9 protein-coding genes, 4 pseudogenes and 1 riboswitch are annotated in these 13,019 nt (G+C 68.3%); of the genes and pseudogenes, 8 read left to right on the forward strand and 5 right to left on the reverse strand.

Annotated elements, in window-relative coordinates; genetic code table 11:
- The 3 genes from ACWCP0_RS33670 to ACWCP0_RS33680 form a co-directional block, all read left to right on the forward strand.
- Positions 1-653 (forward strand): tetratricopeptide repeat protein (locus tag ACWCP0_RS33670; protein WP_451082549.1); only part of this gene is annotated, 653 nt, incomplete at its 5' end.
- Positions 654-1,264: 611 nt separating this feature from the next.
- Positions 1,265-2,233, forward strand: a complete 969-nt coding sequence (locus tag ACWCP0_RS33675) for an aldo/keto reductase (RefSeq protein WP_451082550.1) — start codon at positions 1,265-1,267, stop codon at positions 2,231-2,233.
- A 567-nt stretch (positions 2,234-2,800) separates the two neighbouring features.
- Positions 2,801-3,658, forward strand: coding sequence for an aldo/keto reductase (locus tag ACWCP0_RS33680; RefSeq protein WP_451082599.1), 858 nt, complete (start codon positions 2,801-2,803; stop codon positions 3,656-3,658).
- Positions 3,659-3,907: 249 nt separating this feature from the next.
- Here the strand turns inward: ACWCP0_RS33680 and ACWCP0_RS33685 are convergent, their stop codons facing one another.
- A complete protein-coding gene (locus ACWCP0_RS33685; RefSeq protein ID WP_451082551.1) occupies positions 3,908-4,783 on the reverse strand; it encodes a LysR family transcriptional regulator in 876 nt (291 codons plus the stop codon).
- A gap of 67 nt (positions 4,784-4,850) precedes the next feature.
- Here ACWCP0_RS33685 and ACWCP0_RS33690 point away from each other — a divergent pair, with 67 nt between their 5' ends.
- The 3 genes and pseudogenes from ACWCP0_RS33690 to ACWCP0_RS33700 all read left to right on the forward strand — a co-directional run.
- A complete protein-coding gene (locus ACWCP0_RS33690; protein ID WP_451082552.1) occupies positions 4,851-6,194 on the forward strand; it encodes an MFS transporter in 1,344 nt (447 codons plus the stop codon).
- 235 nt (positions 6,195-6,429) lie between these two features.
- The gene (locus ACWCP0_RS33695; protein WP_451082553.1) at positions 6,430-6,921 is read left to right on the forward strand and encodes a helix-turn-helix domain-containing protein; all 492 of its coding nucleotides are present in this window, start codon (positions 6,430-6,432) and stop codon (positions 6,919-6,921) included.
- Between the two features lie 153 nt (positions 6,922-7,074).
- Positions 7,075-7,472 (forward strand): annotated as a pseudogene (locus ACWCP0_RS33700) (helix-turn-helix domain-containing protein); the annotation flags it as partial.
- Positions 7,473-7,492: 20 nt separating this feature from the next.
- On the opposite strand, the gene ACWCP0_RS33705 reads toward ACWCP0_RS33700, so the two are convergent.
- Positions 7,493-8,347: an NmrA/HSCARG family protein gene (locus ACWCP0_RS33705; protein ID WP_451082554.1), complete on the reverse strand. Its 855-nt coding sequence runs from the start codon at positions 8,345-8,347 to the stop codon at positions 7,493-7,495.
- A gap of 1,089 nt (positions 8,348-9,436) precedes the next feature.
- A riboswitch (M-box (ykoK) riboswitch) is annotated at positions 9,437-9,615 on the forward strand.
- Positions 9,616-10,228: 613 nt separating this feature from the next.
- On the opposite strand from ACWCP0_RS33705, the gene ACWCP0_RS33710 reads away from it, so the two are divergent.
- Positions 10,229-11,044 carry a 2-oxoglutarate and iron-dependent oxygenase domain-containing protein gene (locus ACWCP0_RS33710; RefSeq protein ID WP_451082555.1) on the forward strand — a complete coding sequence of 272 codons (816 nt, stop codon included), beginning with the start codon at positions 10,229-10,231 and terminating at the stop codon, positions 11,042-11,044.
- A gap of 407 nt (positions 11,045-11,451) precedes the next feature.
- On the opposite strand, the pseudogene ACWCP0_RS33715 reads toward ACWCP0_RS33710, so the two are convergent.
- Positions 11,452-11,738, reverse strand: a pseudogene (locus ACWCP0_RS33715) (transposase family protein); the annotation flags it as partial.
- Between the two features lie 348 nt (positions 11,739-12,086).
- On the opposite strand from ACWCP0_RS33715, the pseudogene ACWCP0_RS33720 reads away from it, so the two are divergent.
- Positions 12,087-12,293, forward strand: a pseudogene (locus ACWCP0_RS33720) (IS110 family transposase); the annotation flags it as partial.
- Positions 12,294-12,380: 87 nt separating this feature from the next.
- On the opposite strand, the pseudogene ACWCP0_RS33725 reads toward ACWCP0_RS33720, so the two are convergent.
- Together ACWCP0_RS33725 and ACWCP0_RS33730 are read right to left on the reverse strand one after the other, a co-directional pair.
- Positions 12,381-12,648 (reverse strand): annotated as a pseudogene (locus ACWCP0_RS33725) (GlsB/YeaQ/YmgE family stress response membrane protein); the annotation flags it as partial.
- A 47-nt stretch (positions 12,649-12,695) separates the two neighbouring features.
- Positions 12,696-12,971, reverse strand: a complete 276-nt coding sequence (locus tag ACWCP0_RS33730) for a twin-arginine translocase TatA/TatE family subunit (RefSeq protein WP_451082556.1) — start codon at positions 12,969-12,971, stop codon at positions 12,696-12,698.
- Positions 12,972-13,019 lie beyond the last annotated feature (48 nt).

The following is a 13,019-nucleotide window of genomic DNA, read 5'->3' on the forward strand; positions in this document are numbered from 1 at the left end:
CGGTGTCATTGAACAATTTGTCTGCGGATCTGGCCGGAGTGGGCCGGTGGGAGGAAGCTCTGGCGGCGAGTACGCGTGCCGTGGAGATCCGCGAGAAGTTGGCGGCCGCGCGCCCCGAGGTGTTCCTACCGGACTTTGCGGTGTCATTGAACAATTTGTCTGCGGATCTGGCCGGAGTGGGCCGGTGGGAGGAAGCTCTGGCGGCGAGTACGCGTGCCGTGGAGATCCGCGAGGAGCTGGCGGCCGCGCGCCCTGAGGTGTTCCTACCAAACCTTGCGGTGTCGCTGAACAACCAGTCCAACCGCCTGGCACAGCTCGGGAGGAGAGAGGAAGCCCTCGCGGCGATCGGCCGCGCAGTGGCGATCCGCGAACGGTTGGCGACGGCGCACCCGGATGCCTTTCTGCCCGACCTCGCGGTGTCACTGAGCAACCGCGCCGTCAGGCAGAACGAGCTGGGCCGGCGGGAGGAGGCGCTGACCTCAATCACCCGCGCCATCGGCATGCTTGAGACCCTGGCGGCAGCGCGGCCCGCCGTGTTCGGAAACCTTCTCACCGAGTGCCGAGAGCATCAGGCCGCGCTGAGTGGACCCGAGCGACGGGTCCGTCAGACGGCCGTCGTGGTCACTGCCCCTCCCCGTAGTCGAATCCGCTGAGGTCCGCTTCCGGCGGCGGGCGTGTCCTGCCGATCACGAAAGCCATATGAGGGCGGCGATCAGGGTATGTGATGCCTGGCAAATGCCGGCCCATCTGGCGAATCGGATGGCCAGGTCACGCCACGGACACGTTGGCGCGGATGCGGCGGGCTGCGGTACGCAGGGCCTGGTGGCTGGGCGGGGGAAGCATGCGGGTGTCCGGTGATGCTGGTTTTCGAGGTGAGGTGCTGTGTCGGCGCGCGGGAGCTGGCAGGTGCAGGCGGGGTTCATCGGCCCGGGGTGGGAAGACGCCGCGCCTTGCCACCACGGAGGGCTGGTGGTGGTCGCGCTGAGGCGGTGGAGAGGGGGCTTGTCGGTGTGGTGTGTGGAGACGGCGTCGAGGCGTGCCTGTAGCGCTGGTGAGAGAGGGCCGTGGCAGAGCAGGGTCAGGTGCACTGCGCTCGAGCACACCGCCCAGGCGGAGGCGGCGGTCCGCCTCGGGCACCGCAGCGTTTCCGCGGATTAAGAAGCCCTGGTGATTGCCGTGTTCGTTTTCTTCTGTTGGACCGCACAGTGGCCGTCGCGTGAGCATGGACGTCACAACGACACCGCATTACGAGGAGCAGCACGACATGAAATGGGTCTCTCTCGGTTCGACCGGGCTTCGCGTTTCCCGCATCGCTTTCGGCACCTGGCAGCTGGGCGGGCAGTGGGGGACGTTCGACGAGGACCAGGCCATCGGCGCCATCCGGGAAGCCCGTGAGCTCGGCATCAACTTCTTCGACACCGCTCAGGCCTACGGTTTCGGCGCTTCGGAGCACGTCCTGGGCAAAGCCCTGCGTAAGGAGATCACCGGGGACAGGGACAGCGTGGTGATCGCCACCAAGGGCGGCCTCCTGCCGGGGGGAGGGCGGGACGCGTCCGCGGCGTACCTGCGTCAGGGCGTGGAGCAGAGCCTGCGCAGCCTGGGAGTCGAGACCATCGACCTTTACCAGGTGCACTGGCCGGACTCGAAGGTTCCCGCCGTGGAAACGGCAGGCGTGCTGCAGGAGCTCGCCGACGAAGGCAAGATCCGCTTTGCCGGCGTGTCCAACTACGACGTCAAGCAGATGGCCGAGTTCGCCGCGGTACGCCCGGTGGACACCTTGCAGCCCCCGTACCACCTCTTCCGACGCGGCATCGAGGCCGAAGTCCTGCCTTATGCGATCGAGCGCAACGTCGGCGTTCTGGCGTACAGCCCACTCGCCAGCGGTCTGCTCACCGGCCGGTTCGACGAGAACACCACCTTCGAGGAAAGCGACTGGCGAAGCCAGGCCACTGCGTTCACCGGTGACACCCTGAAGCGGAACCTGGCGGTCGTACGGCTGCTGGCGGAGTACGCCGAGGAACGCGGGCTGACGGTCAGCCAGCTGGCGATCGCGTGGGTGCTCGCCCGGCCAGGCGTGCACGTGGCCATCGTGGGTGCACGTAGCATTGGCAACATCAGGGCCAGTGCCGCAGCTGCCGACGTGGAGCTGAGCGCTGAGGACCTTTCGCGGATCGATGACCTCACGGCCGACGCCGTTGCCATCGAGGGCGCGACGCCCGAGGGAGTCGTGTGACCTCGGGTAGGAGGGACGCGGCGGTCTCTGACTCGGGACGGCATCGCGGCCGGGCACCATGCCGAACAGTCAGCGCGCGGCCGCTGCCATAGCTCCGGATCCGGCACCGGCCCGCAGGGCACCGGCGTCCTGGACCGTGCGCACGCCGCGCAAAGTGCCTGCTGGGGGCCGATGCACGAGGTGCTGAGGCACGAGAGGCATTTCCGGCCCGTGCCGAGGACGTCCCGCACGCCGTGTACACCCGAGGGGCCGGTAGCACAACAAGGCCACTGGTTCCGTCGGCAGGGGCAGGAGCCCGCACCGACACCGCGAATTGACCGCTCAACGCGATGAACACCGGGGCGAGTTGTCCGGTGGCGACATCATCGGCCGGGGGCTCCCATGAGGCAGCCTCAGCGTCCTTGGCGGCGAGGGGGCCGCGGGCCTCGTCGAGCAGCGCCACCGCCTCGACCAAGGCATCAGCAGCGCTTGGGCGGCGCGGGTGATGTGCCGTTCCTCAGCCACGGGCCACGAAGCAATCCAGATGTCGAGATACCCGAATGTTTCAAAGAAAGGGAGCAATTTACCGTGCAAACCCGCCGCATCGGACCGTTCGAGGTGAGTGCCGTGGGACTCGGCGCCATGCCCTTGTCCGTCGAAGGGCGACCCGACCCGGACCGCGCCATCGCGACGGTCCACGCCGCTCTCGATGCCGGTACGACGCTCATCGACACCGCCGACGCGTATCACGTCCACGCCGACGAGACCGGCCACAACGAGACGCTGATCGCAAAGGCCCTTTCCTCCTACGGCCGGGTGTCCGACGTGCTCGTCGCCACCAAGGGCGGCCATCTGCGGCCGGGAGACGGTTCCTGGACGCTCGACGGAAGGCCCGAGCACATCAAACGCGCCTGCGAGCAGTCCCTGACCCGGCTGGGCGTGGAAGCGATCGGCCTCTACCAGTTCCACCGCCCGGACCCGAAGGTTCCCTACGCCGAGTCGGTCGGAGCGCTTGCCGAACTCCTCGACGAGGGAAAGATCGTCGCGGCGGGCATCTCCAATGCCGGTCCGGAGCAGATCCGCACCGCTCAGGACGTCCTCGGCGGCAGGCTGGCAAGCGTGCAGAACCAGTTCTCACCCGGGTGCCGCGCCAGCCGTTCCGAACTCGACCTGTGCGATGAACTGGGGATCGCCTTCCTTCCTTGGAGCCCGCTCGGCGGCATTTCCCGTGCGCGGCGCCTCGGCGCGCGCCATCTCGCGTTCACCTATGCGGCCCAGCAGCTTCATGCGATGCCGCAGCAAGTGTGTCTCGCGTGGATGCTCGCTCTCTCGCCCGTCGTGATTCCCATCCCCGGCTCCAGCCGTCCCGAGACCGCTCGCAGTTCGGCTGCAGCCGCCGAACTGCGTATCCCCGCCGAGCAGTTGGCGTTGCTCGACGCTTCCTGATCTGGGGCGCCGACGGCCGCATCCGCGCCAGGATCGAGGGAATCCCGAGACGCTGCGCGCCCGCCGTGGACTCGGGGGTGGCGGCGTGACGGCGTCCCGCACACGGGTGGACATCATTGTGGGGGTGAAGGTGGTGGGGCGGGCGACGAGTGTGCGGGCCGCGCCGACGTTGGCCGACACACCACCGCTCAGTCACATCGACTGGTCGATGGCCCGCTGCCCTCCACTGCGTCGGGGCGTCCGTGACGGTCAGGTGATGTGCCGCAGCAGAGCGGCGACTGCCGGGGGCGCCTCGCCCCGGGGCCGCACGACCATGACATTCCAGTGCGGTGCGTGGCGTTCGATCCGGCGCACGACCAGGTCGGGGAAGCGAGCGGCGATCGACTCGGGCAGGATGCAGACGCCCAGATCATGGCGGACGAGTTCAGCCGCTGCGATGATGTCGTTGACCTCGAACGTCGTGTCGCGCTCGACGAGCGCGGCGCGGAAGGCACGGTCGACCGCATGGCGGATCGCCCAACCGGGGGCGAAGTCCACCATGGGCAGCCGGGCCGCCTCATCGAGTGCGATCTTCCGCTCCGCTCCTGCTGCCGTTTGCGTGAGATCCCGCCGGGGAGAGGCCACCAGCACCATCTCCTCGCGGGCGAGCAGCCGGGTGACCAGCGCCCGCTGCTGCTGGCGGTCGAGGGCGACCACAGCCAGATCCACCGTGCCCTCGCGCAGCGCCTGACGGATGTCGGCCACCGCTGCCTGCCGGAGCCGGACCACCACGCCGGGGTGCTCGGCCCTCAACGCGGCCAAAGCGTGGTGGAGGCCGGCCCAGAGGCCTTGCATCGTGCCGACCGTCACTGTCCCCCGCAGCTGCCCTTGCACGGCATCCACCGCCGACCGCGCCTGTTCCGCAGCCCGCAACGCTGCACGCGCGGCCGGTACGAACGCCTCACCGGCCGGTGTCAGTGCCACTCGGTGGGTGGTGCGGTCGAACAGCCGAGTGCCCAGTTCTCCCTCCAGTGCCCGCACCGTGCTCGACACCGCGGACTGGACCACGTGCAGCCGCTGGGCCGCAGCCGTGAAGCCGCCCTCCTCGGCGACGGTGACGACAACTTCCATCTGCCGCAGGTCCATGAGTACCGCTCCCGACGCTAGGTCCATCTCCTATGGAGATAACAGTCTTCCTTGATTATCGCTCGAAGTGCGGAAGGGTGGGCTACCGGCAGGCGTTGTCCCGGTCACGGAGCAAAAAATCCTGGATTCGTCGAAGGATGTGTCGGTCATGCCCCTGCTCACCACCAGGACAGCCGCGGCTCGGGCCACGAATGCGGAGACAACCCGGGGCCGGGGAAGCGTCGCACGGCGTCACTCGGCCACCCGTCATCACGTGGGTTTCTGGCTCGTCGCCGCGGCATTCACCCTGACCATGGCCTTCTCCACCGTGCCCACCCCGCTCTACCCGCTGTATCAGCGGGCCGACGGGTTCGGACCGTTCGTCGTCACGGTCATCTTCGCCACCTACGCCGTCGGCGTGCTGACGGCACTCTTCCTGGCCGGACATCTGTCGGACTGGTACGGGCGCAGAGCGGTGCTGCTTCCGGCGATGGTGCTCAGCATCGCCTCCGCGGTGGTCTTCGCGAGCTGGTCTTCCGTACCCGCCCTGCTCGTCGCGCGTCTGCTGTCGGGGCTGAGTGTGGGGCTAGTGACGGCTACGGCCACCGCCTACCTGGGCGACCTCCACCGGCAGGCCCGGCCGGATGCCTCTCCCATCCGCGCCAATGCGGTGGCCACGGCCGCCAATCTCGGTGGGCTGGGACTGGGAACACTCGTCTCCGGGTTCCTTGCCGAACACACCGCAGCCCCCCTGCACACGCTCTACTTGATCTTCCTCGGCCTGCTGGTTCTCGGCGTGCCGGCCGTGATGCTGGCTCCGGAAACCGTCCAGCGGCCCGAGCCGCGGCCGCGCTACCGCCCCCAGCGTGTCAGCGTCCCCGACCGTGCCCGCCCCGCATTCTTCGCCGCGGCCGGCGCGGCTCTGATCATCTTCGCGGTCTTCGGGCTGTTCACCTCGCTGGCACCGGTCGTCCTCGAAGACCTGCATGTTGCCTCCCCCACCGTTACCGGACTCGCGGCCTTCCTTGTCTTCGGTTCGGCGGCGCTTGCGCAGATCCTGCTGGCTCACCTGAGCACCCGAGCCCAGCTCGTCGCAGGCCTGGGGCTTCTCGCGTTCGGCATGGTCGTACTGACTGCCGCGGTCTGGATCGGCGAACTCTCGTTGTTCCTCATCGGTGGTGTGGTCTGCGGTGCGGCTGCCGGTACAGCCTTCAAGGGCAGCGTCAGCAGGGTGCTGTCGCTGGCTCCGCCCGAGCGACGCGGAGAGACACTCACCGGGCTGTTCCTCGCCGCCTATCTGGGCCTGTCTGTCCCGGTGCTCGGTCTGGGACTGGCCGCGCAGACATTGCCGGTCCGCGATGCCGTGCTGGTCTTCGCCGCCCTTGTCGCGGTCCTGGCGGGCCTCCTGGCGCGCCGGTTCGCCCGTCGATGAGCAGTTGATCGAACCGCAGTGAGCCGCCGGGCGGACCCCCATCCGCCACCCTCGGCAACAGGACCACGAGGCAGCAGCCGTCCTTGGCGGAAACGCCCGGACCCTTCACGCACTGGCTGCAGGCACAACGGCTCCGGAGCTGTCGCTCTGGGGCCGGGACGGGTCCGCATCAAGAGTGACCCACTTGGTGATCTTCGTCTGACTCTGGCCTTGGTGATCAAGGTCGGGAGGGAAGGTGATCCTCGTGGAGGACTGGGCAGAGATCCGCCGGCTGCACCGGGCCGAGCAGATGCCGATCCGGGTGATCGCGCGTCATCTGGGCATCTCGAAGAACACGGTCAAGCGTGCGCTGGCGGCGGACCGGCCGCCGAAGTACGAGCGGCCGCCCAAGGGCTCGGTGGTGGACGCGGTGGAGGTGCAGATCCGTGAGCTTTTGCGGGAGACGCCGACGATGCCCGCGACGGTGATCGCCGAGCGGATCGCCTGGGACCGCGGGATGACGATCCTCAAGGAGAGGGTCCGCGAGCTCCGGCCGGCCTATGTTCCGGTCGATCCGGTCTCGCGCACGGTCTATCGGCCCGGCGAGCTGGCCCAGTGCGACCGGTGGTTCCCCGAAGCGGACATCCTCCGGGCTATGGGCGAGCGGCCGCCCGCCGGTGCTGGTGATGGTGTCCGGTCACTCGCGGTTGATCGCCGCGCGGATGCTGCCGTCGAAGCGGACCGGTGATCTGATCGACGGGCACTGGCGGCTGCTGTCCGAGTGGGGCGGGGTCCCGAAACTACTGGTCTGGGACAACGAGGCCGGCGTGGGCCGGGGCAAGGTCACCGGCGAGTTCGCGGCGTCCGCGGGCCTGCCCAACTCGGTTCCACACCTCATGCGGTGGGCCGATGGCGGGCCCGGTTCGTGCAGTACCGGATCGCCGGTCTGGCATGCCACGTCGCGGCGGGCCCAGGACCGTGACCGACGACCAGGTGGCCGCGGCGGTCACCAAGACGCTGGAATCCACTCCGACGAACGCAACACACTGGTCGACACGGGGCATGACGAAAGAGATGGGCCTTTCACGGTCGTCCGTGTCGCGGATCTGGCGGGCATTCGGCCTGCAACCGCACCAGTCGGAAACCTTCAACCTGTCGATCGATCCGTACTTCGTCGACAAGGTCCACGATGTCGTGGGCCTCTACCTGGACCGTCCCGAGCGGGCCCTGGTGTTCTGTGTGGATGAGAAGTCGCAGATCCAGGCCCTGGACCGGTCCCGGCCCGTGCTGCCGATGATGCAGTACGGACGTGCCGAGGTTCAGCGGCGTGGCACCGGCCAGGTCTGCTGCTCGGCCCAATCGGCGAACGACAACCAGGAGATGCCGGGGAAGTCGGTACGCAGGGCCGCGAGGTCGACGTGGTAGCCGCTCTCCGTCAGGTAGGTGAACATCGCGGCCATGTCGGGACTGGTCTGCCGCACCAGTTCCAAGGGGATGCTGCGGAAGGTCACGGGGCCACCCGCTGCGTCACCCACGGCTCGTGCCATCTGCGCGGGGGTGGGGTCGTCCCCAGCGATTTCGATGCGGCGACCGATCCATCGACCCGGGTCCGCGACGATCGCGGCCACAACGCGGCCGAGGTCGAGCCGGGAGACCTGCTGGAGCGGCGTGTCCGCCGGGAGCGCCATGGTGATCTCACCGGCGGCGACCTCCTGGAGTGCGCCAAGGGCGTTGTCATAGAAATAGGTCGGCGCGACAACTGTGGCCGGCAGGTCCGTCTCGGTGAGGGCCTGCTCGATACGGGCCTTGGTCTCGAAGTGCGGAATGCCCGTATGGCGGTCGGCGCTCGCGACGGACGCCATGACCAGGTGCGGCAGGGATGAGCGTGCGGCCGCCTCGATGATTGCTGTGCCCTGGGCGATCTCCGCTTCCAGGCCGTCCTGGAAGGGTGTGGTGAGTGCGTAAGCGGCGGTCGCGCCCCGGAATGCCGCGGCAAGTGAGCCGGCATCGGTCATCTCGCCCGGCACCACATCGACGCCCGCAGCGATCAGCGGGCGGACCCTGGCCGCCGCGGGGTTGCGTACCACCGCCCGCACCTGGTGTCCCGCCTTGAGAAGCGCTTCGACCACGGCGCCGCCCTGCCCGCCTGTCGCACCCAGCACCGCGATCGTCATGAGTTCTCCTCGCAATGGGGCCGTTCCTGCTCATGGTCACGGCAGCGTCCAGGTACGGCCACCCTCACCGTCCGAACGGGCGAGCCGACTGGTGGGGGCGGCCGGCACAAACGGGCGAGACGGACTGCAACCGGTTCCGGTTGTCGAGGTGCCTGGTGGCAGTCGCTGAGGCAGCGTAGGGGCGAAGGCTACTCACTTCCAGTGCTCTTCTTGTCGCTCCCTCCGAGGGTGCTCGCCGACGTGCTGGACAGGCGCGCCCTGCTGATCACGCTTCGGTGGTGATGACGGTCCTGAGCGCAGTGCTGATCGTTCTCACCGGGCGGACCTCACGACCCCGGCAGTGCTGATCGCGCTGACCTTCACGATGGGGTGTGGCAGCGCGCTCATCCGCTCGCAGATCCCGCACCGGTGCTTGCGCCCACGCGCGGGCCGGGCGTGCACCACGATCAACGGATCGCTACCGTCCTCGACCTCCACCCCCTCGATCACGGTCTTTTCGACACCGAGCAGCCGAGTCCATATCCTTGAGGATCGCACGCCGTATCCAGGTTCTTCCGTTTCGTTCTTTCGCAAGCCGAAACGTACCTGTGATACGGCGTGTTGCGTTCATCACCCCTGCTCAACGACCCACGGAAGCGACAGGGGGAGCCACTTTTCGAGCGGCACAGGATCTCCGGGCTCTGCGGCCCGGAGGGCCACTCGGGATAGTCCATGGCGACGTGGCGGTGCACAGCCGCCATGCGGTTGTGCTCCTCGGTGCCGGACTCCGAGTCGCGGGAGCGGCGCTCGCCGCTTTCCGTCTCGGGAGCGTGGGGCGCGTCCTTGCCCTGACGTGTGACCGTGGTGAACTCTGATGCTGTCATCGCCGATCGCTGCCTCTCCTGGGCACTGGGCGGGGGAAGCCGTCCCCGCACCGTTCGAGTACAGCCCCGCATCCGCTGCTCCCGCCGGCGTTGACACGAGAATGATGAAATTCCGCTTGTCTTTGACGACACCCATACGCGCAGGTCACTGGCCGTGGGGTGCCACCGGTGCGCAGTAGATGGCGTAGTTGACAGGGCGCTTCGAGCCTGCTGCATACTGTTCGGCGCGACACCTCTTTCGGTGAGGCGTCTGCGCGACTACAAGCCACTGACCCGACGACGTCGAGAGACGCCCAGGTTCAGGACAGGTCTCCTCGGATTGAGGGGTGACCCCAAGTGGCTTCCCGCCCAGGACGGGTGGGGATACGCAGCGCAGTGCTGAAACTCCTACGTGGAGGGTGTCGGCCAAGTGCGGCCGTGGTCCGGGAAGGACTCCGTGCTGCCCTGGGGCGGGCGGCGATGCCGTCGTCCGCGCGGACGAGCGCACCGAGGTGCGAGGTCACGAGAGGAGGTAGTCGGGATGAGTCCCGGCAGTAGTTCGAGTACCCGACCCGCTATCGCTCAGGCTGTCTCCCGCACCTGAGCCCGTAGCGGTGCCATAAGTCCAACTTCACTGTGGCAAAGCCCAGCTGGGTTCCGTTCGGAGTCCTTCCTGCGAGCGGCAGTTCAACGAGTCTGGCTGGCCTGTCCGCATGCCCTCGCCTGTGTCGTCTCTCTGCCGTCACGGGTTGTCCTTCGACGTGCGCGCGGGCTGCCGGATCGCGACCGCCGACCCGCCACGGTCGTCTCACCCGACGCGCACTGCCCCGGGCGTGCCCTCACCCCTGCCCATGGCGCCGTGCGGGGCTGCCGTTGCCTCCGTCGCCATGGCCCGCCGTGCGAGTGCTCGCCGATTCACCGCCGTGACGGCACGGGCTTGCCGCGATCCGCAGGCCTCGGCCGGCCGGTGGCTGCCCCAGTGACGTTCCGTCGATTCCCCGATGCCCGCTCAGGCACCCAGATACAGAAGAGAAGCACCATGCTCACCACTGCCACGCAAGCTGCCGGCGATCTGCTGCGCGACGGCTACGCCCGGATCACCCTCCCCGACGGCGGAGAACGCCTGTTGCACCGAGTACTCGGCGAGAGCCGGCAGTTCTTCGACCGACCGGTCGGCGAGAAGGAGCGCTACGCCGCCGCGGACTTCAACTTCGGCTACCGCCCGCTGGGCCGCGAGTTCTCGGTCAGCGCGGAGCGCCCGGACCTCAACGACTGCTTCACCCTCTGGCACGACCGGCTCGACCTGATCCCGAACTCCGCCGAGATAGCGGAGTTGACCGAGGCACTGCTGGCCTGGCGCGCGTACCTGTCCGCGATCGTCGCGGGCACCGTCGGCGAGGTGGCCGCACAGCTCGGCGGTCACAAGGCGCCGCCGTTCGAGGCGGCCTCCTACCTGCAGTTCAACAACAACGCGGTGGCGGACTCCGACCGCGACCTGCTGCAGGACAAGCACGAGGACGGCCACCTGGTCACTGTGATTCACACCACCGCACCCGGCCTGGAACTGTGGCTGAACGGCGAGGCCTGCCCGATGCAGACCGCGAACGACGAGGTGCTCCTGATGCCGGGCTCGGTCTTCGCCGACCTGACCGGCGGCCGGATCCCGGCGCTCTACCACCAGGTGCGCAACCTGCACCTGACCAACCGCACCGCCCTGATGTACTTCGTCAACCCGGAGCTCGCCGAGCCGATCTACGCCTGGACCACCGAGCCGGACACGACACCGATGGACCTGCGCGAGAAGATCCGCAGCAACCCCTCGATGTTCGGACTCCCGGACGTCCCGGCCCTCTGACCGCTCCCCGCGCCGCTTCGGCCGCCGCGCAGACCCGGCGGCCGAAAGGAAGTCAGCGGATGGCCTGATCAGGCCGGTCAGGCCATCCGCGTTGTGCACCATGGGCGATTGCTTGGGGGTGTGAGTCCCCTGGGGGAAGAGGTGGTGCTGACCCCGAGCTGGAGGCAAGGGCGTCATCGTGAGGTGGGGTCTGGAGGAAGCCCGAGGCGAGACCCGTGCACCGAGGGACACGAACCTGTGCCGTTCAGTAAAGCGTCGCTGCAGGTCGGAGGGCTCTGGTGGTACTCGTAGCCACCTGGGACGATGCCGCGCGTGATTGTCTCGCTGGTGTATCAGGTGACGCGGAAACCGCTGTCCTTCCCGGTCGTACTGTCGCGCTGGCAGGCGGCAAGGACGCAGAGCTACTGGTGCTCCGGGCACGACACCTGCGGCGCGTCCGCCTCGATCACCGCCTGGAGCGTGCCCAGGTCCAGGGCCCGCCACCGTCGCCGCCCCTCGCCGTTGTCGTACCTGGCGCACCGGCGCTCGCAGGTCCCGCACCGTCCCCGCCGGCCCCGGGGGCCGGACGGGCATGCACCACGATCAGCAGGTTCCCCAGGCCATCCTCACCAGCCTCGGACTCCTCGACCTCGACTGCCTCGACCACGGTCTTTGCGACACCGAGGAGCCGAGTCCATGTTCTTGCAAAGCGCACGCCGTACCCAGGTTCTTCCGTTTCGTGCTGTCGCGCGTCGAAACGTAGCCGGGGTATGGCGTGTTGTGTTCATCGGCCCTGGTCAGCGACCCACGGAAGCGACAGGGGAGCCCCATTTCCGTCTTCGTGGCCCCGCAATGGGGTTTTCCCGGCCTCCGGGCTCGGCATGACGTTCCCCCCTGTTGATCGCATGGCCTGGGGTGGTGTCACCGGATCCGGAGGCACTGTCAGACCGCTGATAGAGGCCGGACCACCGGCCCGCCAAGGGGCTTGGGAGGCTCTTCGTCATGTCGATGCCGGCAGCTGGTGCCATGGGCGAGGCCGGGAGGGTTCGACCGAAGGACGCGTGTGATCGACACCAGTGACATCGTCGTCTTCCTCGGCCTGGACGTCGGTAAAGGCGAACACCACGCCATCGCCGTCACCCCGGCCGGGAAGAAGGCATTCGACAAACGCCTGCCCAACAGCGAGCCCAAGCTGTGCGAGCTGTTCGACAAGCTCAAGGCCAAGCACAAAACCGTGCTCGTGGTCGTCGACCAACCCGCGCCCCGCGGACGATGTGCAGCTGCCGCCCCCTGACCGGAACCGTTGAACTCGCCGGGCTCTCCTCTGCAGTCGCTGCCCTGCTTTGTCGTCAGGTCGGTCGCAAGAGTTGCTGAAGAGGAGGCGGTGGGCGATCAGCAGGACGAGGAAGCCGCCGATGGTCGCGCCCCAGGTGGCGAGGTCGAAGAACTCTGTCTGTACGGGCCGGTCGAGGAGCTTCGCGGAGAGCCGGCCGCCGGTGAGGGCGCCGGCAATGCCGATGAGGGTGGTGCCAATGAGGCCGCCGGGGTCGCGTCCCGGCAGGCGGAGCTCGGCTATTGCTCCGGCCAGGAGTCCGAGGATGATCCCAGCTGATGATTCCCGTGATGATGCTGCTTTCTTGCGGGGCCGTGGCCGTTGAGGCGGCCGGGCGGATCAGTGCCGCGTCCTGTCGGTGTGCGGTTGGGGGGCGGGGCGGAGGTTGGTCACTTCGCCAGAGGCGGCCTGGATGACGCGAGGGGCTCCTCCCGTGGGCGGTGCCGGTTCGCCGGCTGCTGCGGGGGCGGGGGCGTCGGTCTTCATCGCTCGCGCTTCGCTCTTGAGGATGCGTGCGGACTTGCCCATGGAGCGCGCGAGTTCGGGGAGTTTCTTCGCGCCGAATATCAGGATGCCGACGGTGAGGAGGATGGCTATCTCGCTGAGGCCGAACATGGTGTTGTCTACTCCCTGGTGGTGGCGGGGCGGCGCGGTCACTCGCTT

The sequence above is a fragment of the Streptomyces sp. NPDC001970 genome (assembly GCF_053594115.1).